This window comes from Bradyrhizobium sp. SZCCHNS3052 (assembly GCF_032484495.1).
Classification (GTDB): Bacteria; Pseudomonadota; Alphaproteobacteria; order Rhizobiales; family Xanthobacteraceae; genus Bradyrhizobium.
Genome location: NZ_JAUETB010000004.1, coordinates 252012 through 276885, shown reverse-complemented (window position 1 = coordinate 276885; position 24874 = coordinate 252012). Strand labels below are relative to the sequence as shown.

General features: G+C 66.0%; 21 protein-coding genes. 18 read left to right on the top strand and 3 right to left on the bottom strand.

All coding sequences use genetic code 11. The annotated features are described in order from the left end of the window. Window positions 1-63 precede the first annotated feature (63 nt). The 7 genes from QX073_RS16220 (at window position 64) to QX073_RS16190 (ending at window position 7227) form a co-directional block, all read left to right on the top strand. Window positions 64-1041, top strand: coding sequence for a PhoH family protein (locus QX073_RS16220; protein WP_315716934.1), 978 nt, complete (start codon window positions 64-66; stop codon window positions 1039-1041). 63 nt (window positions 1042-1104) lie between these two features. Next, window positions 1105-1614, top strand: a complete 510-nt coding sequence (gene ybeY / locus QX073_RS16215) for an rRNA maturation RNase YbeY (RefSeq protein ID WP_315716933.1) — start codon at window positions 1105-1107, stop codon at window positions 1612-1614. Between the two features lie 2 nt (window positions 1615-1616). Beyond that, window positions 1617-2786 (top strand): hemolysin family protein, encoded by a 1170-nt coding sequence (locus tag QX073_RS16210; RefSeq protein ID WP_315716932.1) that lies wholly within the window; start codon window positions 1617-1619, stop codon window positions 2784-2786. Beyond that, window positions 2783-4393, top strand: coding sequence for an apolipoprotein N-acyltransferase (gene lnt / locus QX073_RS16205; RefSeq protein WP_315751784.1), 1611 nt, complete (start codon window positions 2783-2785; stop codon window positions 4391-4393). The genes QX073_RS16210 and lnt overlap by 4 nt, the downstream gene beginning before the upstream one ends. A 232-nt stretch (window positions 4394-4625) precedes the next feature. Further along, window positions 4626-5042 carry a helix-turn-helix domain-containing protein gene (locus QX073_RS16200; RefSeq protein ID WP_006615449.1) on the top strand — a complete coding sequence of 139 codons (417 nt, stop codon included), beginning with the start codon at window positions 4626-4628 and terminating at the stop codon, window positions 5040-5042. A 323-nt stretch (window positions 5043-5365) separates the two neighbouring features. After that, complete coding sequence (locus QX073_RS16195; protein WP_315716930.1) at window positions 5366-6496, top strand: M20 family metallopeptidase; 1131 nt, start codon at window positions 5366-5368, stop codon at window positions 6494-6496. After that, complete coding sequence (locus QX073_RS16190) at window positions 6493-7227, top strand: tRNA (guanine(46)-N(7))-methyltransferase TrmB (RefSeq protein ID WP_315751783.1); 735 nt, start codon at window positions 6493-6495, stop codon at window positions 7225-7227. Before QX073_RS16195 ends, QX073_RS16190 begins: the two co-directional genes overlap by 4 nt. Window positions 7228-7248: 21 nt before the next feature. On the opposite strand, the gene QX073_RS16185 is transcribed toward QX073_RS16190, so the two are convergent. Continuing rightward, window positions 7249-8325, bottom strand: a complete 1077-nt coding sequence (locus tag QX073_RS16185) for a DUF2336 domain-containing protein (RefSeq protein ID WP_316170041.1) — start codon at window positions 8323-8325, stop codon at window positions 7249-7251. A 425-nt stretch (window positions 8326-8750) separates the two neighbouring features. On the opposite strand from QX073_RS16185, the gene rimP reads away from it, so the two are divergent. The 11 genes from rimP to QX073_RS16130 all read left to right on the top strand — a co-directional run bounded on the left by rimP (window position 8751) and on the right by QX073_RS16130 (window position 21731). Then, on the top strand, window positions 8751-9518 hold the full coding sequence (rimP, locus tag QX073_RS16180; RefSeq protein WP_315716927.1) for a ribosome maturation factor RimP: 768 nt from the start codon (window positions 8751-8753) through the stop codon (window positions 9516-9518). A 14-nt stretch (window positions 9519-9532) separates the two neighbouring features. Further along, complete coding sequence (gene nusA, locus QX073_RS16175) at window positions 9533-11155, top strand: transcription termination factor NusA (RefSeq protein WP_315716926.1); 1623 nt, start codon at window positions 9533-9535, stop codon at window positions 11153-11155. A gap of 80 nt (window positions 11156-11235) precedes the next feature. Next, entirely contained in the window at window positions 11236-11949 is a 714-nt protein-coding gene (locus QX073_RS16170; RefSeq protein ID WP_316194645.1) for an RNA-binding protein, read from the top strand. Between the two features lie 94 nt (window positions 11950-12043). After that, the gene (gene infB, locus QX073_RS16165; protein WP_315716924.1) at window positions 12044-14803 is read left to right on the top strand and encodes a translation initiation factor IF-2; all 2760 of its coding nucleotides are present in this window, start codon (window positions 12044-12046) and stop codon (window positions 14801-14803) included. 160 nt (window positions 14804-14963) lie between these two features. Beyond that, window positions 14964-15380, top strand: coding sequence for a 30S ribosome-binding factor RbfA (gene rbfA, locus QX073_RS16160; protein WP_315716923.1), 417 nt, complete (start codon window positions 14964-14966; stop codon window positions 15378-15380). Beyond that, a complete protein-coding gene (gene truB / locus QX073_RS16155) occupies window positions 15380-16486 on the top strand; it encodes a tRNA pseudouridine(55) synthase TruB (RefSeq protein WP_316226023.1) in 1107 nt (368 codons plus the stop codon). The genes rbfA and truB overlap by 1 nt, the downstream gene beginning before the upstream one ends. A 2-nt stretch (window positions 16487-16488) precedes the next feature. Then, window positions 16489-16758: a 30S ribosomal protein S15 gene (rpsO, locus tag QX073_RS16150; protein ID WP_009025947.1), complete on the top strand. Its 270-nt coding sequence runs from the start codon at window positions 16489-16491 to the stop codon at window positions 16756-16758. Window positions 16759-17120: 362 nt separating this feature from the next. Beyond that, on the top strand, window positions 17121-19277 hold the full coding sequence (pnp, locus tag QX073_RS16145) for a polyribonucleotide nucleotidyltransferase (RefSeq protein WP_316226022.1): 2157 nt from the start codon (window positions 17121-17123) through the stop codon (window positions 19275-19277). Window positions 19278-19417: 140 nt separating this feature from the next. Further along, entirely contained in the window at window positions 19418-19888 is a 471-nt protein-coding gene (locus QX073_RS16140) for a GNAT family N-acetyltransferase (RefSeq protein WP_316173531.1), read from the top strand. 114 nt (window positions 19889-20002) lie between these two features. Further along, window positions 20003-20839 carry a hypothetical protein gene (locus QX073_RS16135; RefSeq protein WP_316173529.1) on the top strand — a complete coding sequence of 279 codons (837 nt, stop codon included), beginning with the start codon at window positions 20003-20005 and terminating at the stop codon, window positions 20837-20839. Between the two features lie 109 nt (window positions 20840-20948). Then, window positions 20949-21731 carry a hypothetical protein gene (locus QX073_RS16130; RefSeq protein WP_315751775.1) on the top strand — a complete coding sequence of 261 codons (783 nt, stop codon included), beginning with the start codon at window positions 20949-20951 and terminating at the stop codon, window positions 21729-21731. An 18-nt stretch (window positions 21732-21749) separates the two neighbouring features. Here QX073_RS16130 and QX073_RS16125 read toward each other — a convergent pair whose 3' ends face one another. Then, window positions 21750-23735, bottom strand: coding sequence for an autotransporter domain-containing protein (locus tag QX073_RS16125; protein ID WP_316226021.1), 1986 nt, complete (start codon window positions 23733-23735; stop codon window positions 21750-21752). Between the two features lie 224 nt (window positions 23736-23959). Beyond that, window positions 23960-24760 (bottom strand): enoyl-ACP reductase FabI, encoded by an 801-nt coding sequence (gene fabI / locus QX073_RS16120; protein ID WP_316226020.1) that lies wholly within the window; start codon window positions 24758-24760, stop codon window positions 23960-23962. Window positions 24761-24874 lie beyond the last annotated feature (114 nt).

Sequence of the window (24874 nt, the reverse complement as noted above, 5' to 3'; positions counted from 1 at the left end):
CACTTGCCCAAGAGCGCATCGGATCCGTCTTCCCTCGCTCCCAGCCGCAAGTACGACCGCGACATGTCCATGCCCCCCGAGACCCAGGTCGTCATCGATTTCGACGACAACCGTGCCGCCTCCGCCCTGGTTGGGCCTTACGGCCAGAATCTGGCCCTGGTCGAACGACGGCTCGGCGTCGTCGTCGATTCCCGCGGCAACCACATCACCATCGGCGGAACACGCGACGGCTGCGATGCCGCGCGGCGCGTGCTCGAATCGCTCTATGCGCAGGCCGTGAAGGGCCACGATCTGGCGCAGGGCGACGTCGAGGGCGCGATCCGCGCCGTGGTGGCGCAGGGCTCGCTGTTCGAGTTCGACGCCAAGAACGCCAAGAACGCGTTCGAGAGCATCAACCTGCGCAAGCGCCCGGTGCGCGCCCGCACCGCCGCGCAGGATTCCTACATCCGCGCGCTGAAGCGGCACGAGCTCGTGTTCGGCATCGGCCCGGCCGGCACCGGCAAGACCTGGCTTGCGGTCGCGCATGCCGCGCAGCTGTTCGAGCGGAAGGAGGTCGACCGCATCATCCTCTCACGCCCGGCGGTCGAAGCCGGCGAGCGGCTCGGCTTCCTGCCTGGTGACCTCCGCGAGAAGGTCGATCCCTATCTGCGCCCGATCTACGACGCGCTGTACGATCTGATGGACGCGCGCATCGTCGAGCGCGCGCTGCAGGCCGGCGAGATCGAGATCGCGCCGCTCGCCTTCATGCGCGGGCGCACCTTGACCAACGCCGCGATCATCCTCGACGAGGCGCAGAACACCACATCGATGCAGATGAAGATGTTCCTCACGCGTCTCGGCGAGAACAGCCGCATGATCATCACCGGCGATCCCTCGCAGGTCGATCTGCCGAACGGCCAGACCTCCGGACTCGCCGAAGCCGCGCGCCTGCTCGACGGTGTCGAGGGGATCGCACAGGTCCGGTTCACCGGCGAGGATGTCATCCGCCACGAATTGGTGGCGCGCATCGTCGCCGCCTATGAGGGGCCGAAAGCCCGCTGACGCGAGAGCAAGCACGCCGATGGTCGCGTCGTTCCAGCGCCATCCGCACAGATATCGACCAGGATGCCACAAAGTCCCATTCCAACGACCGAGGTGATCGTCGCAGCCGATTGCTGGCAGGACCAGCCTGACGCCGAGGACGTCATACAACGCGCCATTCTCGCCGCGGCCGAGATGGTCGACGCCGACGTCGGCGACGCCGAGATCGCCGTCATGCTGACGGACGACCAGGGCATCCGCACCCTGAACAGCAATTGGCGCGGCATCGACAAGCCCACCAACGTGCTGTCGTTTCCGGCGCTGCAGCCGACCGGACCGCGCGGCGAGGATGATGCCCCGCGCATGCTCGGCGACATCGCCATCGCCTATGAGACGATGCGGCGCGAGGCCGACGACGAACAGAAGCCGTTCGAGCATCATCTCAGCCATCTCACCGTGCACGGCTTCCTGCATCTGATCGGCTACGATCACGAGACCGATGACGAGGCCGAGGAGATGGAGGCGCTGGAGACCGAGATCCTGGCCCATCTCGGCATCCCCGATCCCTATGCCGATCGGGAACGGATGAACTGACCATGGCCGATTCCGAGCCCATCCATGACAATCCGCGCCAGACGCGCAATCTGCCGGCCGTGGTGCCGCCGGCCGAGCTCGGCCGCTCGCCGGGCGAGAACTGGCTGTTTCGCGCGCTGCGCAACCTGTTCGGCTGGAAAGGCGGCGGCTCGGTTCGCGACGACCTGCAGGTCGTGCTCGATGCCTCGACGCCCGATGACATCGGCTTCTCCGCGGTCGAGCGCACGCTCCTGCGCAACATCCTCGATTTGCACGAGCGGCGCATCGCCGACGTGATGGTGCATCGTGCCGACATCGTCGCCGTCCGGCGCGACATCACGCTCGGCGAACTGATGAGCCTGTTCGAGAGCGCATCGCATTCGCGCCTCGTCGTCTACAACGACACGCTCGACGACCCCGAAGGCATGGTGCACATCCGCGACCTGCTTGCCTTCACCACGGCGCAGGCCCGGGTCTCCGACGAGGTGAAGGCGCGGCGCAAGAAGCCGCTGCCCGCCGGCCTCGATCTCAAGGCCGTCGATCTGTCGATGCCGCTGTTCGAGGCCAATATCATCCGCAAGCTGCTCTACGTGCCGCCGTCGATGCGCGCGATCGACCTGCTGGCGCAAATGCAGGCCTCGCGCATCCACCTGGCGCTGGTCGTCGACGAATATGGCGGCACCGACGGGCTGGTCTCCATCGAGGACATCGTCGAGCAGATTGTCGGCGAGATCGACGACGAGCACGACAGCGACGAGCCGCCGGCGATCGTGCGGCAGGCCGACAACGCCTTCATCGCGGACGCCCGCGCCAGCCTCGACGACGTACGCCGGGTGATCGGCGAGGAGTTCGTGACGGGAGAGGCGGGCGAAGGGGTGGAGACGCTCGGCGGCTATCTCGTCAACCATGTCGGCCGGCTGCCGGTGCGCGGCGAGCTGATCTCCGGCCCCGGCAATTTCGAGGTCGAGGTGCTCGATGCCGATCCGCGCCGGGTCAAGCGCCTGCGCATCGCGCCGCGCAAGGAACGCCCGACGCCCCGCCCGCAGCGCGAAAGCCGGCGTCGAGACGTTGCGCCGGAAGTGACCCCGGCGGACACGGACGTCCCGGCCGAGCCGCCGCCGACAGAGGCCGGCCCTGCGCCGGTCCACGACGATAGCAGCCCGCCACGGGGCGATGGAGCCAGCTCACAGTGATCCGCCCATCGACGATTCGCGGCCTCGCCATTGGCGTTGTCCTGGCCTGGGGCTGGAAGCGTGCGGCGATCGCGCTCGCCGCCGGCGCGCTCTCCTCGCTCGCGATGGCCCCGTTCAACGCCTGGCCGGTGCTTGCGATCACCTTCCCGGTTCTGGTCTGGCTGATCGATGGCGCCGCGGCGGGACGGCGGCGCGGCATCCCGGCTGCCGCCTTCACCGGCTTCTGCTTCGGCATGGGCTATTTCGTGCCCGGCCTTTACTGGATCGGCAACGCGTTCCTGGTCGATGCCGACACCTTCGCCTGGCTGATGCCGTTCGCCGTGCTGGGCCTGCCGGCCTATCTCGCGCTGTTTCCGGCCCTAGGCTTCGCCTTGGCCCGGTTGATCTGGACGCGTGATGCAACCCGCATCCTGGCGCTCGCCGTCTGCCTGACCGCGAGCGAATGGCTGCGCGGCCACGCGCTCACCGGCTTCCCCTGGGACACGTTCGGCTATGCCCTGTCGCAGCCGCTCGCGCTGGCGCAGACGGCCTCGCTGATCGGGATCTGGGGCATGACGTTCCTGGCGATCGCGATCTTTGCCAGCCCCGCGGTGCTGATCGACGGCAAGACATGGCGTGAGCGCTGGCGGGCGCCGGCCGCGGCCGCCGCCCTGCTCGTGATGATGGGCGTGTTCGGCGCCATCCGGCTCGGCCTGCATCCGACGGCCTTCGTCGCCGACCTCAAGCTGCGGATCATGCAGCCGAACCTGCAGCAGGACGTGAAGTTCAACTATGGCGCCAAGGCCGATGTCATGCGCCGCTATCTGGCGCTGTCGGACCGCGCCTCCGGCCCGAACGCCACCGGCGTCCGGGACACCAACGTCCTGATCTGGCCGGAATCGGCGTTCCCGTTCTTCCTGACCCGCGAGGCGGACGCGATGGGCCAGATCGCCGACCTGCTGTCGCCGGGCACGGTGCTGATCACCGGTTCGGTCCGCGCCCCCGACGCGCCTCGCAACACCCCCATCACCCGGGCCTACAATTCGATCTACGTGATCGATCACGACGGCACCGTGCTGTCGGTCTACGACAAGCTGCATCTGGTCCCGTTCGGCGAGTTCCTGCCGTTCCAGAATCTGCTGGAGCGGATCGGGCTCGAGCAACTCACGCGGGTGCAGGGCGGCTTCATCCCCGGCACGGCGCGACGCAACCTGGACGTGCCACACGCTCCGCGTGTTCTTCCCTTGATCTGCTACGAGGCGATCTTTCCGAGTGACAGCGTGCCGACCGAAGAACGACCGGGCTGGATCGTCAACTTGACGAACGATGGCTGGTTCGGCATTTCGACTGGGCCTCATCAGCATCTACAGCAAGCGCAGTGGCGCGCGATCGAGCAAGGACTTCCATTAGTTCGATCTGCGAACACCGGCATCTCCGCAGTGATCGATCCCGTCGGCCGTATCGTTAAGCAATTGCCTCTCGGCGCAGAGGGCGTGCTGGATTCCGCGCTGCCTGTTGCGTTGCAGCCGACAGCCTATGCAAGGCTCGGCGACATTCCGGTTGCGATCCTGTTAGTGATCGCCCTGAGCACCGTCGTTCGCAGACGTGTTGCTCAAAAGCTTCCCTGACGACAGCAAGATCTCGATTCTTTCCGGGTCCGTAAGATTTTTTTTGACAAGCAAAACCCCAAGTGTTGACAGATAGCTGCTGCAATTCGCATTCTCGCGCGGCAGCATGAGCCGTCCAGTTCGTTGCTCGGCCGTCTTCGTTAGTACGACATGCGAACATAAATTGACGGTGTGAGCGCCTGAGGCATACTGCGACCGCCTCGTTCCGAGGCCCATTCTAAGGAGTTGAGAGATGTCGACGAAAGCGCCCAACCCTGTTGACAAGCATGTCGGCAGCCGGGTGCGGATGCGCCGTATCATGTTGGGCATGAGCCAGGAAAAACTTGGCGAGGCTCTCGGACTCACGTTCCAGCAGATACAGAAGTACGAAAAAGGCACCAATCGAGTCGGCGCCAGCCGGATTCAGCAGATCTCGGAGGTTCTGCAGGTCCCGGTCTCCTTCCTGTTCGAAGGGGTCCCGAGTGGCGGGACCAACGGTGAAGCTTTCGGCGAAGGCGCTTCGCCCGCCTATGTGTCTGATTTCCTGGCAACCTCCGAAGGACTGGCGTTGACCCGCGCATTCACGCGGATCCACGATTCGAAGCTTCGTCGCAGCATCGTCGACCTGGTCGAGCAGATCGCTGATCGTGAAGCTCCGGAAGAAGGCTAGCTGATGCGCCGGCGCTGACATTCCTATCGTGATCACTCTCATAGGAATGTCAGCGCCCTCGGGGGGCCATCAGCGGGGCACGTTTGCGGACGACGCGCTGGGCACGCTGCGTTCCGCCAGACGAATGAGCCGATAGACAGGTTGGATCACGACCAATAGAGCGCGATGGCTCCCCTTCGGGAAAGGCTATCGCGCTCTAAATCTTTTTATGCACATGTGGCCTGGAACTCCGGCGTCCCAGCCGCCAACCCGCCCAGCGACGCGCCAAGCGCGTCCACCGCCTGCTACCACTTCGTAACCATCGAGAACGATTTACAAAGCTCATGACCGCCAGCAGCAGCCCGTTCGATAGTCGCACAATTCTCGAAGGCATCCGCCAATGGGTCGAGATCGAGACCCCGACCGAGGCGCCTGATCAGGTCAACAAGCTGGCTTCCCTTGTCGCGGATGGCTATCGCGGGCTCGATGCCACGATCGAACGGATCGCCGGACGCGACGGCTGCGGCGACCACCTCGTCGCACGGTCGTCGTGGGGACAGGACGAGCCGGGCATCCTGGTCCTGAGCCATCTCGACACGGTACATCCGATCGGGTTCATCGCGCGGCTGCCGTTCGCAGTCGACGGCGACGTTGCGTACGGTCCCGGGATCTACGACATGAAGGGCGGCGCCTATCTCGCCTTTCACGCCTTTCGTCAGCTCTGCGCAGAGGGTCAAAAATCGCCCCTCGGCATTACTCATTTGTTCGTCTCGGATGAAGAGATCGGCAGCCCGACCTCGCGCGCGCTGATCGAGGAGGAAGGCCGCAAGGCCAAATACGTCCTCGTCACCGAGCCGGCGCGCGACGGCGGCAAGATCGTGACCGGACGCAAGGGCGTGGCGCGGTTCGACGTGGCAATCCGCGGCGTGCCCGCGCACGCCGGCGCGCGTCCACAGGATGGACGCAGTGCGATCCGCGAACTCGCCAACGTCATCCATGCGCTCGAAGCGCTCAACGACCCCGCCCGCGGCATCACCGTGAATGTCGGCGTCGTGCGTGGGGGCACCCGTCCCAACGTGATCGCTGAGGAAGCTTATGCCGAGGTCGATGCACGGCTGCCGACGCCTGCCGATGCCGAGGAAATCCTGCCCAAGATCCTGGGGCTGACCTCGCGCAGCGATGGCGTCACGGTCGAAGTGAGCGGCGAGGTGAACCGGCCGCCTTACGTCAAGGGCAACGCCGGCGCCGCCCTGTTCGAGCATGCGAAATCCCTGGCCGACGAGATCGGCTTCGAGCTGGTCGACACCTATACCGGGGGCGGTTCGGACGGCAATTTCACCGCACCGTTCACGGCGACGCTCGATGGGCTCGGCGTCGATGGCAAGGGCGCGCATACGCATTACGAGCAGATGTACATCTCCTCGATCGAGCCGCGGACAAGGCTGCTCTACCGTCTCTATCAAACCCTGCGATGAGCCCCGCGATCAACATGCCCGTCGACGACGATCACACCGGCACCGAGGCCCTGCACGGTCAGGGCTCGTTCTTCGGCCGGCGCAAGGGCCACAAGCTGCGGGCGCATCAGGCCGGCCTGGTCGACAACCTGCTGCCGCACCTCGCACTCGATCTCGCCGCGCCCGCGGAAGCCGTGCTGCCCACGCTGTACGATCCGCCGGTCGACGCGCTGCGGCTGGAGATCGGGTTTGGCGGCGGCGAGCATCTTGCCGCCGAAGCGAAGGCGTGTCCGACCACCGGCTTCATCGGCTGCGAGCCCTATGTCAACGGCATGGCCAAGATCCTGTCGGCCATCGAGGCCGACAACATCGGCAATATCAGGCTGGTGGCGGGCGACGCCGCCGAGCTGTTGGCCTGGCTGCCGCCGCAGTCGCTGCAGCGGATCGACCTGATCCATCCCGATCCCTGGCCGAAGCGGCGGCACTGGAAGCGGCGTTTCGTGCAGGATGCGACGATCGCAGCGATGGCGCGCGTCCTAAAGCCCGGCGGCGAGTTCCGCTTCGTCAGCGACATCGCCGACTATTGCGCCTGGACGCTGTGGCATCTGCTGCGTTCGCCGGAGTTCGCCTGGACGGCCGAGCGCGCCGACGACTGGCGTCTGCCCTGGCCGGGCTACACCATGACGCGCTACGGGCGGAAGGCCACGCGCGAAGGCCGCGTCGCCAACTATCTGATCTTCAGCCGGCGCTGACCGCTGCGCCGGCGAGGTCACTCAGTGTCGTGTCTTCCAGAACGCGACGACGCGTTCGGCGGTCGATGGCAGCAGGCGCGCGTAGTTGACCCTGATCGCATCGATATCGCGCTGCGCCGGCATGCGTTTCGGTCCGAGGCGCAGCAGGATCAGTGCGTGCACGGTGCGCCAATCGAGCCCGATCATGCGCCCCAGGATCAGCAGCGGATCGTGACGATCGCCCGACACCAGCCGGTCGAGCGTCGCGATCTTCAATCCCGTCATCGCGGCGAGCGCCGCGATGACCTCCTCGTATTTGTGCTCGGATGCGAAGCCGAACAACGCCGACTGGTCCAAGGCACCGGCTTCATACAGCGACAGGATGGTCCGCTGCGCCGGCACGAAATCGCGCGTGCTATGCGCTGTACGCGCCGCATCGGCGAGTTCGGCGAGAGCCTGCCTGATCCTCGCCTGCTTGTCCGGCGGCACGACATCGAACAGCCGCCGCCTGATGACATCGAGCGAGCCGGCCAGCAGTTGTTTCAGATGATCGTCGGAAACATCTGCGCGCCGGCCGACCGTGAGCGTCAGCACGCCGTCTGAACTCGCGCGGTGGATCAGCGCGGCATAGCCGCGCGGGGAAAACGCTGCGCCGTCATTGGCAGCGGTCCGCCGCACCACGTCGCGATCCCCTCGGCGCACCAGCACATCGGTCGTATCGGCCGATAGGCGCGTCCGCTCTGCCATCGCGAGCAAATGACCCTGGCTCTTGTCGCGCGCAATAGCGATGAGCACGGGATCGTCGAGCACGAGCGAACGGCGCAACAGCGGACCCGCCACCGCAACCTCGTCGTCGCGCGCCAGCCGGCTGACGACGGCACGGGGCGCCTTGAGGAGCCGCGACAACCGCTCCGCCAGATCGATCCGCGTCGGCAGATCCGCGAACGGGACCAGATCGATCAGGAGACCGTCGAACAGATTGATGTGCTCGGGACGCAGCTTCGTCGCATCCTCGAAGAACAGGTCGGCGATGCGGCGCGTGGCCTCGAGGCCGCGTTCAGCATTGCCCTGCCTGACGATCCCGCCGAGGCCGGGGATCAGCGCGGTTGCCGGGGTCATGGACGTCTACTCGATACGCAACACGCCACGTTTCCGTGCGCTCCACTCCGTGCGGCACGACGACGGGGGCGAAAAGCACGAACTCAGCTCATTTTTAAGCGATCTTGGTGAATGAAGGGTTAGACCCTGCGGCATTCGGCCGTTCCCGGTCAGGGAAAACGATCCGATCCGCAGTCCGGGCGCGGAGCAAATTCCCAGTTCCAGGCGCCGTTTGAGGCGACACGACCCTTGCCGTCAGGCGGCAAAGCGGCTATATGAGCGCCATCAAACATCATCTCATATACGATCGCGTAGTGAGGGTGGGCCCTTCCGGACCCGCTCTTTTTTGTTACCTGGATCGCTCCGCCACGGGCGGGCTCGGTCCGGTGAGCGCGATCGAACAGGCCCGACGGCCCAACCAAGCAAGACACGCGATCGACGCCTCGATGACGGAACCTACGTTCGCAACCGCTGACACCGACCTCCTGACCGAGCCCCGTCTCGTCGTCGAGCCGGGCGTCGCGGCGCGCGTGGCGGCGGTGGCCGACCCGGTGCTGCAGGGAATGGGGTACCGCCTGGTGCGGATCCGCATTTCGGGCGAAGGTGGTTGCACGGTCCAGGTGATGGCCGAGCGTCCCGACGGCACGATGCAGATCGAGGATTGCGAGGCGGTGTCGCGGGCGCTGTCGCCGGTGCTGGACATCGCCGATCCGATCGACCGCGCCTACCGCCTCGAGATCTCCTCGCCGGGCATCGACCGGCCGCTGGTCCGCCGCTCCGATTTCGAACGTCACATCGGTCATCTCGTCAAGATCGAGATGGCGGTGGCACATCAGAACCGCAAACGCTTCCGCGGCATCATCGCCGGCGTCGAAGGCGACGGCGTGCGCATCACCCGCGATGACGTGGCCAAGGACCAGGAGCCGGATGTCGTGCTGCCGATGGCCGACATCGGCGACGCCAAGATGGTGCTGACCGACGAGCTGATCGCCGAATCCATGCGCCGCGGCAAGGCGGCCGAGCGCGAGAAGAAGCGCGAGCTTGGAATCGTCCCACCGCTGGCGCCGCACGCCAAGCCGGCGGCCCAGGCGAAACCCAAGCCGAAGCCGAAAGCAAAAGACGACAAGCCGGCCAAGAAGCCGCTGCCGACCAATACCAAGAAACATCGCCTCGCCGCCGATCGCGCGCGCAGAGGCGAGATCGATCCTGATTAGAGGAGACTTGAGCCATGGCCGTCAGCGCCAACCGGTTGGAACTGCTGCAGATCGCCGACGCCGTCGCGCGCGAGAAGTCGATCGACCGCGGCATCGTGATCGCCGCGATGGAAGACGCGATCGCCAAGGCCGCCCGCGCCCGCTACGGCAGCGAGACCGACGTTCATGCCGAGATCGATCCGAAGAAGGGTGAGCTGCGGCTGTCGCGCCACATGCTGGTGGTTGAGAAGGTCGAGAACCCCTCCAACCAGATCTCGCTGGATGATGCGCGCCGCGCCAACCCGGGCGCGCAGATCGGCGACACCATCGCCGACACCCTGCCGCCGCTGGAATATGGCCGCATCGCCGCGCAGTCGGCCAAGCAGGTCATCGTGCAGAAGGTGCGCGAGGCCGAGCGCGACCGGCAGTACCAGGAGTTCAAGGACCGCATCGGCGACATCGTCAATGGCGTCGTCAAGCGCGTCGAATATGGCAGCGTGATCCTCGACCTCGGGCGCGGCGAGGCGATCATCCGCCGCGACGAGATGCTGCCGCGCGAGGTGTTCCGCAACGGCGACCGCGTCCGCGCCTACGTCTTCGACGTCCGCCGCGAGACCCGCGGCCCGCAGATCTTCCTGTCGCGCACCCATCCGCAGTTCATGGCCAAGCTGTTCGCGCAGGAGGTGCCGGAGATTTATGACGGCATCGTCGAGATCAAGGCGGTCGCTCGCGACCCCGGCTCGCGCGCCAAGATCGGCGTTGTCTCCCGCGACTCCTCGGTCGACCCCGTCGGCGCCTGCGTCGGCATGCGCGGCTCGCGCGTGCAGGCGGTGGTGAACGAGCTGCAGGGCGAGAAGATCGACATCATTCCGTGGTCGCCCGACATCGCGACCTTCGTGGTCAACGCGCTGGCGCCGGCCGAAGTCGCCAAGGTGGTCATCGACGAGGACCGCGAGCGCATCGAGGTCGTGGTGCCCGACACCAACAACCAGCTCTCGCTGGCGATCGGCCGCCGCGGCCAGAACGTCCGCCTCGCCTCGCAGCTGACCGGCTGGGACATCGACATCCTGACCGAGCAGGAGGAATCGGAGCGCCGCCAGGCCGACTTCGAGAATTCCACCCGCGTGTTCATGGAATCGCTGAACGTCGACGAGGTCGTCGGCCAGCTGCTGGCGTCCGAAGGCTTCACCTCGGTCGAGGAGCTCGCCTTGGTCGACCTCAAGGATCTCGCCGGCATCGAAGGCTTCGACGAGGAGACCGCGACCGAGCTGCAGACCCGCGCCCGCGAATTCCTCGAGCAGCAGGAAGCCGAGCTCGAGGCCAGGCGCAAGGAGCTCGGCGTCGAGGACGCGGTGAAGGACGTGCCCGGCGTCACCACCAAGATGCTGGTCAAGTTCGGCGAGAACGACATCAAGACGGTCGAGGACCTCGCGGGCTGCGCGACCGACGATCTGGTCGGCTGGACCGAGCGCAAGGAGGGTGGCGAAGCCACCAAATTCCCCGGCATTCTCGACGGTCTCGATATCTCCCGCGACGATGCCGAGGCCATGGTCATGCAGGCCCGCGTCAAGGCCGGCTGGGTCAGTGAGGCTGACCTCGCCAAGGCCGAAGCCGAACCCGAGAATGAGGACGAAACGACCGAAGGACAGCCCGCCTGACCCGCTTGGCTCGCCCCATGGACACCACGATGACCCCCACCCTGACCCAGCTCGCTTGAGATGAGGAGCCGCATCACCGCATGCTCGCTTTGGCCGACCCCGAGCTCGACAATGGACCGCGGACCGAGAAGTCCGCGACCATGCGCATGTGCGCGGTCAGCCGCGAAGTGCGGCCGATCGGCGAGCTGATCCGCTTCGTCGTCGGCCCGTCGGGCGAGGTCGTGCCCGACATCAAGCGCAAGCTGCCCGGACGGGGCTTGTGGATCACCGCCTCGCGCCAGGCGGTTGCGGAGGCGGTGCGGCGTCACCATTTCAGCCGGGGCTTCAAGACCAACGTCCGCGTCCCGCCAACCCTTGCCGAAGACCTGGAAGCCTTGCTGGCCCGCAGCGCGATCGAAGCGCTGGGGATTGCCGCCAAGGCCGGTCAGGTCGTCTCCGGTTTCTCCAAGGTGGAAGCGGCGCTGTCGCAGCGGCCATCACGGCCGACATTGGCAGCCCTCGTCCATGCCGCGGACGGCGCAGCCGACGGGATCCGCAAGCTCGACGCGCTGGTGCGGCCGAACGACGGGGGTCAGGACCAAGCCCCGACAATTCCGATCATCTGCTGTCTCACTTCGGCAGAATTGGATTTGGCACTTGGGCGCTCAAATGTGATACATGCTGCCGTGCTCGCAGGCCCGGCGAGCAGGACATTCCTGTCGCGCAGCCAGACACTGGTCCGATACCGGTCGGCCGACGCTGACAAGATTGCCGGAACCGCGGCCACGAAATCTGCTTCGACTTCGAAGACATAGCACTTTGAAGCCATAGCTACGAAGACATCGCGACGATTGCACGAATGAGACGGTGCGGTAGCCCGCACGCTGGTAACGAGATTAGGACGACTGAATGGCCGACAACAACACTCCGGGCGACAAGAAACTGAGTGTCCCGAGCAAGACCTTGACGCTGAAGCCGCGCGTCGAGACCGGCACGGTACGCCAGAGCTTCCCACATGGCCGGAGCAAGCAGGTGGTGGTCGAGAAGCGCGGCAAGCGCCGCGTCGGCGATGGGGGGCCCGATGCTCCGCATGCACCGGAGCCGACCGTCGCCAAGGCGCCGCCGCCCCCGCCATCGCCGCGCTCATCCGGACCGCGCCCATCCGGCTCGTCGCAGCGCGGCGGGTCCGGCGTCGTGCTCCGCACCCTGACCGAGGACGAGCGCTCGGCGCGCGCCAGCGCGCTGGCCGATGCCCGCGTGCGCGACATCGAGGAACGCCGCCAGGCCGAAGAGGAAGCCCGCCGCCGCGCCGAGCGCGAAGCCGCCGAACGCGCCGAGCGCGAGGCTGCCGAGGCGCGCCGCAAGGCCGAGGAAGAGCGGCACCGTCACGAAGAGGAAGCCAAGCGCAAGGCCGAGCTCGAAGCCAAGAAGCGGTTCGGTGAAGGCGAGGCGCCCCGTCCGGCGACATCCGCGCCCCAGCCCGCCGCAGCCGCACCGGCCCGCTCGACGCCCGCCCCCGGCAGGCCCGTCGGCGCACCGGGCAGCCGGCCGCAGCAGATTGGTGGTCCGAGCTCGCGGCCCGGTGGCGCTCAGCCGGCGGGCGCACGCCCGGCCGGCGCCCGTCCTGCCGCCGGCGGTCCGCTCGGCCGCGCGCCGGCGGCGGTTGCCGCCGGTCCGGACGAGGATGAGGGTCCGCGCCAGATCCGCAGGGGTCCCGGCGGAGCCGCACGTCCCGCGCCGCCGCCGAAGACCACGCACAAGCCGGGCCCGCAGAAGCAGCGCGGCCGCCTGACGGTGGTCACGGCGCTCACGGCCGACGATGTGCGCGAGCGCTCGATCGCGTCGTTCCGCCGCCGCACGCAGCGCCTGAAGGGCCATGCCGCCAACGAGCAGAAGGAGAAGCTCGTCCGCGAGGTGACGATTCCGGAAGCCATCACCATCCAGGAGCTGGCGAACCGCATGTCGGAGCGCGCGGTCGACGTGATCCGTCTGCTGATGCGCCAGGGCGCGATGCACAAGATCACCGACGTGATCGATGCCGACACCGCGCAGCTGATCGCGGAAGAACTCGGCCACACCGTCAAGCGCGTCGCCGCCTCGGACGTGGAGGAGGGCCTGTTCGACGTCGTCGACGATTCGACCGACACCGAGCCGCGTTCGCCGGTCGTCACCGTCATGGGCCACGTCGACCACGGCAAGACCTCGCTGCTCGACGCGCTGCGCCACGCCAATGTGGTCTCGGGTGAAGCCGGCGGCATCACCCAGCACATCGGCGCCTATCAGGTGACCGCGCCGGATTCCGGCAAGAAGATCACCTTCATCGACACGCCCGGCCACGCCGCGTTCACCGCGATGCGCGCCCGCGGAGCCAAGGTCACCGACATCGTCGTGCTGGTGGTCGCGGCCGATGACGGCGTCATGCCGCAGACGATCGAGGCGATCAACCACGCCAAGGCGGCGAAGGTGCCGATGATCGTGGCGATCAACAAGATCGACAAGCCCGACGCCCGTCCCGAGCGCGTCCGCACCGAGCTGCTCCAGCACGAGGTGCAGGTCGAATCGCTGGGCGGCGAGGTCGTCGACGTCGAGGTGTCCGCCAAGAACAAGACCAATCTCGATCGTCTGCTCGAGATGATCGCGTTGCAGGCCGACATCCTCGACCTCAAGACCAATTCGGATCGCCCGGCCGAAGGCACCGTGATCGAAGCCAAGCTCGATCGCGGCCGCGGCCCGGTCGCCACCGTGCTGGTTCAGCGCGGCACCTTGCGGGTCGGCGATATCATCGTCGCCGGCGCCGAGATGGGCCGCGTCCGCGCGCTGATCTCGGACCAGGGCGAGACGTTGCAGGAGGCAGGCCCGTCGGTGCCGGTCGAGGTGCTCGGCTTCAACGGTCCGCCGGAAGCTGGCGATCGCCTCGCCGTCGTCGAGAACGAAGCCCGTGCCCGCCAGGTCACCAGCTACCGCGCGCATCAGAAGCGCGAGAACGCGGCAGCCTCGATCTCCGGCATGCGCGGTTCGCTCGAACAGATGATGTCGCAATTGAAGACTGTGGGCCGCAAGGAATTCCCGCTGATCATCAAGGCCGACGTGCAGGGCTCGCTGGAAGCCATTCTCGGCTCGCTGGAGAAGCTCGGCACCGAGGAGGTCGCCGCCCGCATCCTGCATGCCGGCGTCGGCGGCATCAGCGAGTCCGACGTCACGCTGGCCGAAGGCTTCAACGCCGCGATCATCGGCTTCTCGGTGCGAGCCAACAAGGAAGCGGCCGCACTCGCCAAGCGCAACGGCATCGAGATCCGCTACTACAACATCATCTACGACCTCGTGGATGACGTGAAGAAGGCGATGAGCGGCCTCCTGGCCCCCACGCTTCGGGAAACCATGCTCGGCAATGCGCAGATCCTGGAGGTGTTCAACATCTCCAAGGTCGGCAAGGTCGCTGGCTGCCGCGTCACCGACGGCACTGTCGAACGCGGCGCCAATGTCCGCCTGATCCGCGACAACGTCGTGGTTCACGAGGGCAAGCTGTCGACCCTGAAGCGCTTCAAGGACGAAGTGAAGGAAGTGCAGGCCGGCCAGGAATGCGGCATGGCCTTCGAGAGCTACGGCGACATGCGTGTCGGCGACGTCATCGAGTGTTATCGCGTGGAGACCATCCAGCGCTCGCTGTAAGTCCGAATCCTACAGAGCGCTGCAATTCGAGCGAGCAGCGATTCCGTGAACATGCGGAATCGCCGCGCCTCTTGAACTTAACGAAGCGTCGTTGAACTCAATCAGAATGATCCTCTCGCCCGTGCTCACGCCGGGCGACGATCCATTGGATTTTTGAAAAATGCCTCGCCATCACCAGAGGGGAAGCGCCGCTTCCGGCGGCTCGCAGCGTCAGTTGCGCGTGGCCGAAACTGTGCGTCACGCTGTCGCCGACATTCTCAGCCACGGTGACGTGCACGACCCGGACCTGGAGGGACACATCATCACGGTGCCCGAAGTCCGCATGTCGCCCGACCTGAAGCTCGCCACGATCTACATCATGCCGCTCGGCGGACAGGATACGGACGTCGTGCTCACCGCGCTGGAGCGCAACAAGAAGTTCCTGCGCGGCGACATCGCGCGGCGCGTTAACCTGAAATTTGCACCTGACATCCGCTTCCGCGTCGACGAGCGATTCGACGAAGCGGAACGGATCGAGAAATTACTGCGAACACCCGCGGTGCAGAGAGACCTCAATTCGGATTCGGAAGAGAGCTGATGACCATTCCCCCCGAAACCGGCACTGTCGACGCGCCGAGCGCCGAAGCGACCGCGGCCAAGACGATCCATTCTGCCGACGGACGCCCGCCGCGCGACAACAACGATCCGCGCAACAAGCCGCGCCAAGGGAACGGTCAGGGCAACCAGCCGCGCCGCGATCGTCGCGACGTCCATGGCTGGGTCGTGCTCGACAAGCCGATCGGCATGACCTCGACCCAGGCCGTGGCGGTGGTGAAGCGCCTGTTCCAGGCCAAGCGCGCCGGCCATGCCGGCACGCTCGATCCGCTCGCCTCCGGTGGCCTGCCGATCGCGCTGGGCGAAGCCACCAAGACGGTTCCCTTCGTGATGGACGGCCGCAAGCGCTACCGCTTCACCGTGACCTGGGGCGAGGAGCGCGATACCGACGACACCGAAGGACGGGTCGTCGAGACCAGCGACAGCCGGCCGGATGCCGCGGCGATCCGGGCGCTGCTGCCGCAATTTACCGGCCGGATCGAGCAGACGCCGCCGCGCTATTCCGCGATCAAGATCCAGGGCGAGCGCGCCTATGATCTCGCCCGCGACGGCGAGGTCGTCGAGCTCCAGCCGCGCCCGGTCGAGATCCATGAACTGACCCTCGTCGACCAGCCCGACCCCGACCATTCGGTATTCGAGGCGGAATGCGGCAAGGGAACCTATGTCCGGGCGCTGGCCCGCGACATGGGCCGCCTCCTCGGCTGTTACGGCCATATCAGCGCGCTCCGGCGGACCCTGGTGGGTCCGTTTACCGAGAACGACATGATTCCGCTGGAACAGTTGGAGGCTTTGTGCAATAGAGCCGCGTCCGGTGAGGGAAGCCTCGCCGACGCACTCCTGCCCGTTGAGACCGCGCTGGACGACATCCCGGCACTGGCCGTCACTCGGGCTGATGCGGCAAGGCTCCACAGGGGCCAGGCCGTTTTGTTGCGCGGACGGGATGCGCCCAATAGTAGCGGCACAGTCTATGTCACGGTCGCAGGCCGCCTTCTGGCGCTTGCCGAAATTGGCAATGGCGAACTCATCCCCAAGCGCGTGTTCAACCTGACCGGACTGACTGCCAGCTCCGGTCGCAACGAAAGAGACTGACGATGTCGGTGACCGCAGAGCGCAAGGCGGAAATCATCAAGGCGAACGCCACCAAGGCCGGTGATACCGGTTCTCCCGAGGTGCAGGTTGCGATCCTGTCGGAACGCATCAACAACCTGACCAGCCATTTCAAGACCCACGGCAAGGACAACCACTCCCGCCGCGGCCTCCTGAAGCTGGTGTCGACCCGCCGTTCGCTGCTGGACTATCTGAAGAAGAACGACGAGGCGCGCTACAAGGCGCTGCTCGAGAAGCACAACATCCGTCGTTGAGCTTCGCGTTGGAATGAGCGCGCGCAGTCCAGCGCGCGTTGATGGCATGATGCCGAGGACGCCGCTTCGATCGCGGCGTTCGCGAGTCCGGGATCGTGCGGTCCGGCTGGGTCTGGAAAGAGGCAGATACGCTCTTCGCCTGATCCTGCCCGGACCATGCAGTACGCCTCAGCAGCAATCCGGCCGCTGGGCGTAACGGGCAAGGTGCCCGTTATTTACGAGAAGGATGGACGCCATCCGAAATAAGAAAACCATGGCAGGATCGCAGGGCGCTGATCGTTTTCCAGCGCCCTGCAATCTTGCGCATGGTTTTTTTGTTTCCGGGGGGTCTGCCTTCGATCATCTCATGAAAGAAGATACCCATGTTTACCAAGCATTCCGTCGAGATCGACTGGGGTGGGCGTCCGCTCAGGCTGGAAACCGGCAAGATCGCCCGTCAGGCTGACGGCGCCGTCGTCGCCACCTATGGCGAGACCGTCGTGCTCGCGACCGTCGTCGCCGCCAAGGCGCCGCGCGAGGGCGTCGACTTCCTGCCCCTGACCGTCGACTATCAGGAAAAGACCTACGCCGCGGGCCGCATTCCCGGCGGCTATTTCAAGCGCGAGGGCCGTCCGACCGAGAAGGAGACGCTGGTCTCCCGCCTGATCGACCGCCCGATCCGCCCGCTGTTCGTCGATGCCTGGCGCAACGAGACCCAGGTGATCGTGACCGTGCTGTCGCACGACATGGAGAACGATCCGGACATCGTGGCGCTGGTCGGCGCGTCGGCCGCCCTGACCTTGTCGGGCGTTCCGTTCAAGGGTCCGATCGGCGCGGCCCGCGTCGGCTTCGCCAATGACGAATACATCCTCAATCCGACCCTCGACGAGATGGCCGACACCCAGCTCGACCTGGTCGTCGCCGGCACCTCGGACGCCGTGCTGATGGTGGAATCGGAGGCCAAGGAGCTCAACGAGGACATCATGCTCGGCGCGGTGATGTTCGGTCACCGTCACTTCCAGCCGGTGATCAACGCGATCATCGAGCTCGCCGAGAAGGCCGCCAAGGAGCCGCGCGACGTCGCGATCATCGACAACGGCGCGATCGAGAAGGAGATGCTCGGGATCGCCGAGCAGGACCTGCGCAACGCCTACGCGATTCCGATCAAGCAGCAGCGCTATGCTGCCGTCGGCGCCGTCAAGGAAAAGGTGATGGCCTACTTCTTCCCCGAGGGGCAGGAGCCGAAATACGACAAGCTCCGGATCGCCGCCGTGTTCAAGGAGCTCGAGGCCAAGATCGTCCGCTGGAACATCCTGGACACCGGCAAGCGCATCGACGGCCGTGACGCCAAGACGGTGCGCAACATCGTCTGCGAGGTCGGCGTGCTGCCCCGCGCCCACGGTTCGGCGCTGTTCACCCGCGGCGAAACCCAGGCGCTGGTCGTAACCACGCTCGGCACCGGCGAGGACGAGCAGTACATCGACGCGCTGTCGGGGACGTACAAGGAGACGTTCCTGCTGCACTACAACTTCCCGCCCTACTCCGTCGGTGAGAGCGGCCGTCTCGGCGGCACCAAGCGCCGTGAGATTGGCCACGGCAAGCTCGCCTGGCGCGCCATCCACCCGGTGCTGCCGCCGCATCACGAGTTCCCCTACACCACGCGCGTGGTGTCGGAGGTGACCGAGTCCAACGGTTCGTCGTCGATGGCCACCGTCTGCGGCTCCTCGCTGGCGCTGATGGATGCAGGCGTGCCGCTGAAGCGGCCGACCGCGGGCATCGCGATGGGTCTGATCCTGGAAGGCAGCCGCTTCGCCGTGCTGTCCGACATTCTCGGCGACGAGGACCATCTCGGCGACATGGACTTCAAGGTTGCGGGCACCGAGAGCGGCATCACCTCGCTGCAGATGGACATCAAGATCGAGGGCATCACCGAGGAGATCATGCGGGTTGCGCTGGGCCAGGCCCGCGAAGGCCGCATCCACATCCTGGGTGAGATGTCCAAGGCGCTGACCGCCGCGCGCGCCGAGCTCGGCGAATACGCGCCGCGCATCGAGACCTTCAAGATCCCGACCGACAAGATCCGCGAAGTGATCGGCACCGGCGGCAAGGTGATCCGCGAGATCGTCGAGAAGACCGGCGCCAAGGTCAACATCGAGGACGACGGCACCGTGAAGGTCGCCTCCAACGACGGCGAGGCGATGAAGGCCGCCATCAAGTGGATCAAGTCGATCGCCTCCGATCCGGAGGTCGGCCAGATCTATGACGGCACCGTCGTCAAGGTGATGGAGTTCGGCGCTTTCGTGAACTTCTTCGGCACCCGCGACGGCCTCGTGCACATCTCGCAGCTCGCCGACAAGCGCGTGCAGAAGACCACCGACGTCGTCAAGGAAGGCGACAAGGTCAAGGTCAAGCTGCTCGGCTTCGACGACCGCGGCAAGACCCGGCTGTCGATGAAGGCGGTCGACCAGACCACCGGCGAGGATCTCGAGGCCAAGCAGAAGGACGCGCCCGCCGAGGCGCGCGAAGCCGCCGGCGAGTAAAGCCGGGGCACCATTCGAGTGAAACACAAAGGGCGGCTTTCGAGCCGCCCTTTTTTGTTGTCCTATTGGTCGCGCACCCTCGCACGTCCCGGGTCACGGCTGCGGATGCAGAGGCCGTCACCCCGCTTAAGGTCACCCACATGCACCATCCTATCATCCGCCCTGCCCGCCCGGACGAATACGACGCCGTCGCCAGGCTCTGGATGGAGAGCTGGTGTTCGACGGGCCTGGAAACGCAGAGCGAGAGGCTGCTCGCGGTCCTCAGGGAGCGCGTGCCGCGCGAAGTCGCTGGCGGTTGGAGCCTGTATGTCGCCGACGACCGCGGCGGCCTCGCGGCGATGCTCGCGATCAACGTCCCCACGCTCTATCTCGACCAGCTGATGATCGCCCCGTCCCATCAGGGCCGCTCGCTCGGCCGCCGGCTGCTCGCCTTCACCCGCGAGCTGCTCCCCGACGAAGTGTGGCTGCGCTGCGCGAAGGGCAACGACAAGGCGTGGCGCTGGTACGAGCGCGAGGGCTTCGTGCTGGAAAAGGAGGAAGCTGACCCGCTGCACGGCCGGATCATGAAATATTATCGCTGGAAGCGTGACGGTCAGGCGGCGGCCTCCTGATCGCAGAGCGTGCAAGCGCAAATCTTGCGCGTGGCGACCGGAAACCGTTGCGTGCGCCTTCGCAGGCGAACTAAGTTCGAGTTCCCGACGACCTTGCATTCTCGAACCGTCCCCATGTCCGTGCCGCTCCTGCCGATCCGCCGCCTTGCGCTCGTCGTCCTCGCCGCTGCCTTCGCAACCGGGGCTTGGGCCCAGGCTCCGTCAGCAACGGCGCCCAAGGCCGCCCCCGCGGCCAAGAAACCCTCCGGAAAGACAAAGGCGATGGCGAAACCAGGCGCCATCGAAAGCGGTCCGTGCCGTCTTGGCGTCATTGCCGCACTCGGCGACCAGCTCGCCGTCAGCAAGTTCGGCCTCACCGTGTTTGAAATCGAAGAGGACGAAGTCACGTTGCCGGGATGGGGACTGGACGACCTCGCCATGGCGCGCGTGCGCGCGGCCACCGGCGGCGACCCGGCCGTGCACAGGATCGGCTATCCGAAAGGCGCGTTCGAGCCGTACTACCATCCGACGTCGCGCTTCCTGCCCGATCCGAAGGAGAGCCTGGCCTCGATCGTGCGCAACGTCACCACGAATGCCAACTGCGCACGCTACCTCGTCGTCACCAGGTTCGAGACGACCATTCCCAACACCACCCTGAGGCTCAGAGGCATCGGCGCCTACAATCAGGGGGTCGGATCGATCCTCAGGCACTCGCATCTGTTTGCGAACGTCAACATCACGCTCATCGACGGCCAATCCTACGAGAAGATCAGCTCGTTCTCGGCGGATACCGGCGCCAGGCTGGCCGAGACCATGAGGCTCACCGAGGATCCTCTCAATAAGCTCAACAATGCCGACTTCCCCGAGCCTCTCGCGGCTGCGGCCTCCAGCACCGTCCTGCGCGAGCGGCTGCGTACTCTGGTCGCGGCGAAGCTCGATCGCGACCTGCCGAGCTATCTGAAGATCGAATGATGCCGTCGCCCGCGTTCACACGGTTCGAACGAGCTTCATTGGCCCAATCCTCTCCCTTATGCGACGAGCTCTCCCAGTGACCATCTCTCGCCGACTGGCGCCGCTGTTCATGGCCGTGATCTGGTCATGCACCAATGCCCTGGCGCAATCGGCGCCGGCGCCGCTGAATGCCAAAACAGCGCCAAAGACCGCGGGCACCGCTGCCAAGGCAGCCAAGCCGACGACGGCCCTTCGCGAGGGCGGACCGTGCGAGGTCGGGGTGATCGCCGCGCTCGGCGATGCCTTCACGGTGCAGAAGAACGGCATGACCCGCCTGGGCAACGAGTACGCCGAAGTGCCGGTGTCCTGGGGTTTCGACGACATCGTCTACGCGCGTGTGAAGGCAGCCGCGGGTGATAGCGGGATCCGCCGCATCAGCGTCCCCAAGGGCGCATTCGATCCGTTCTATCAGTCGCCACCGGTCAAGGCCGAGAACGGGAAGCTCACGCCCATCGTCAGGAAGGTGGCCGGCACGGCAGGGTGCGCTCGCTACCTCGTGATCACCCGCCGGACCGACAGCGAACCCTCGACAAACGACGAGGTTACCGGCGTCGGTGTCATCAACCGGGGCGAGGGATTCGGCCGGATCAGCCACGTCTTCACCATGATCGATATCCAGCTCTATGACGGCGCGACGTTCGAGACGCGCGAGCCTGCCACGAGCTCCAGATCGCTGCTCTCACGGCTGACGTCCGGCGTCGGACCGCCGTCTCACGCCGGGGACGTCGACAACTCCGCATTCCCCGCTTCGCCGCCGGAGGCTGCGAACAACAATGTGCTGCGCGACATGGCGCGTTCGATGCTTAAATTCCGGCTCGACCAGCGCTTGCCGGCCTATTTCGGGCGCGAATAGAACGACGAGCTCGGCGCGTCACAGCCTGATCTTCAGCACCGCGTGGCCCGACTGCTGGACGAGACCGGACGATGTCGCGTTGATGCCATAGCGGATGCTGAGGTCGAGCCGGTCGTTGCCGGCGGCCACAAGACCAAGGCCCGCCGAATAGATCCATGGCGACAGGCCGAGGCCATGGGTGACAAAGCTCTCGCCGCCGCCCGAGAACGCCGCGCTGATCTGCAGCGGCTGATTCAGCGCGTTGTAGCCGACGCCGATATCGCTGGTCAGACGAATCTGCCTGGTGGGCGCGTAGACCGCTTTCAGCTGCGCCGTCGTCACGAGCTCCTGATAGATCTGAGGATCGACGTTGAGGCTGAAACCGCCGGCACCGTTCTCGCCGTAGGAATTGCTGCGAACCGTGCCGTAGTCCAGGCGCAGTGCTGGAACGAGCGCGAATCCGTCCTGCAGCGGAATGCGCGTCTTGATGCCTGCGCCGGCATGGCCGCTGTAGGAGCGATAGCTGCCGCCGGCGGATGCGCCCATGAAGCTCAGCGACCGGTTTTCGCCGTTATCGGTCGATCCGCCATCGAGCTGATAGTCGAAGAGGACATCACGGGTGATGGCGTAGGCTCCATAGAGCCCGAGCTGATAGGAGGCGAGACCGAGACGGTTCGGCACGGCGGCGTCGCTTCCCGTGATCGTGTGATGAGAATAACCGAGAACGCCGCCAATGATGGCGCGGGACGAGACTGCGACGTCGGCGCCGAACGCCAGACCGCCGCCGGAGGCGTCATAGCCGGGAACGCCATCGCGCCCCGTCTGCTGCGCGGTGCCGCCGAGAGGCTGCATCCAGACATTGCGACCAGCGGCCCAGCCGATGCTGCCGACATCGTCGAGCCTGTTGGTCATCGTCTGCCGGAACGCCTGCTGGCTGACATGGGTCGCCTGCGAGGCCGCCCCGGTCAACACCGGCAACGTCTGCTTCACGGCGGCGCTGAGAGATGGACCGCTGAGATTATCAAGCGCGGCAAAGCCCGAGACCATCGATCCGGTCCAGCCGGCCGACGTCATCGACAGCCGGTACAGCACGTCAGCCGCCTCCAGTCCGACGCGGCCGCCCGCAGACCGCAGCGTATCCGCATAAGGCTGGATCAGCGACATCGTCGCCAGTCCTCCAGTCAAATTCCCGGTAAGGTCGTAGGTCGACACCAGCATCTGCGCGCCCGCGGCGTTGCCGCTCGCCGTGCCATAGAGGCTGGTCAGGGTGCCGCGCGAGAGGGTGTTGAACAGCAGGCTGCCCTCGGGAGTCACCGAGCCGAGCAGCGTGAAGCCCGCCGCGGCGCTGCCGGGCGGTGCGACGCCCGCACCCCAGAAATAGCCGTTCTGATAGTTGGTGATGACGAAACGGCCCGGCGCCTGCGTGCCGAACAACGTCGGACTGACGATCCGCCAAGGCGTGCCGGCGGTCCACGCCCATTGCGGCACGGAGTTGGCCGGCACCGGTGCTGACGGCGGCGGCGTGAAGGTCGCGGGATCATAGGGCAGCATGTAGGCCCAATGCGTCACCAGCAGGCTGTCGCCGGTGATCATCTGCATTTCCATGCTGGTCACGCCGTTGACGTTGCGCATATAGCCGAGTCCGACGGTCGCAGTGCCGCCGCCGGTCGGCGTGAACAGCATGGTGATCTGGCCGCTGGTGGTGACGAAGCCCTGGATGGTCGAGGTGTCCGTCAGCAGCGCCAGCCCGATCCTGAGCTGCGCGACGCTGGTGCCGGTGAAGGCGCCGTTGCTCGCGGTGCCCAAGGTCCACAACGTCTGGTCACCGATCGGGACCGGATTGGAGAAGCCCGTCTTCGGCGACATGTAGGCGAGCAGCTGCGCCGTCGGCACATACCAGCTGGTGTTGGAGATCGTGGAGTCCCAGACGCTCGATTGCGCCTGCGCCGGCCCGACGCCCCCTGCTACAAGCGCAATGCCGGTCATCGCGCAGAGAGCGATGACACGGGCCTTCGAACGCAGCATCAATCGCCCCCACGACTTGTCTTGCTGCCGGCGCGAGCGGCTGGCTGACGGCCGCGGCCGATGCACCGGTCATGATGCATCGCAGCGTCGTCGCAACAACCAACACGAGTTGCGCCAATGCTTCCTGATTAGCCGTTCAGGAACATTGTCTTCAACTGGGAAAATTTGGGTCGATCGGGGGACGGAGTCCCGCGTTCCCCTGATACCGCCGATGCGCGCGGAGGTCAGTCCGCCTTGAGATCCTCGGGGCGCGGCATCGAGATCACGTTGTAGCCGGAATCGACGTAGTGGATCTCGCCGGTGACGCCGCCGGACAGCTCCGACAGCAGATAGAGCGCCGAGCCGCCAAGCTCCTCCAGGGTCACGCCGCGACCGAGCGGCGAGTGCTTCTGCTGGAAGGCGAACATGAAGCGGGCATCGCCGATGCCCGAGCCCGCCAGCGTGCGCACCGGGCCGGCCGAGATCGCGTTGACACGGATGCTGCGGCGGCCGTAGTCGGCGGCGAGATAGCGCACCGAGGCTTCCAACGCGGCCTTGGCGACACCCATCACGTTGTAGTTCGGCATCACGCGGTTGGAGCCGTCGAAGGTCAAGGTGATCATGCTGCCGCCGCTTTCCGGCATCAGCTCGGCGGCGCGCTTGGCGATCTCGGTGAAGGAGAAGCAGGAGATCAGCATCGTGCGCGCAAAATTCTCGCGCGAGGTCTCGGCGTAGCGGCCCTTGAGCTCGTTCTTGTCGGAGAAGGCGACCGCATGGACGACGAAGTCGAGCCCGCCCCAGGCCTCGCGCAATGTGGTGAACACGCCGTCGACGCTGGCGATGTCCTCGACGTCGCAAGGCAACACGTGCTTGACGCCGAGCTCATCGGCGAGCGGACGGACGCGCTTGCCGAGCGCGTCACCCTGATAGGTGAAGGCCATCTCGGCACCGTGCGCCGCCAGCGTCTTGGCGATGCCCCAGGCGATCGAATGGTCGTTGGCGATGCCCATGACCAGGCCGCGCTTGCCTGCCATCAGTCCCTGCATGATGTCTCTCCTTCGTCATGCCGGGATCGACCCAGCCAGGATGATCGTTCCGCCTTCGAGACGCCAATAGCCGGACATCGGTGCGAAGAATGAGCTTCGCGCTGCTGCCCGGCC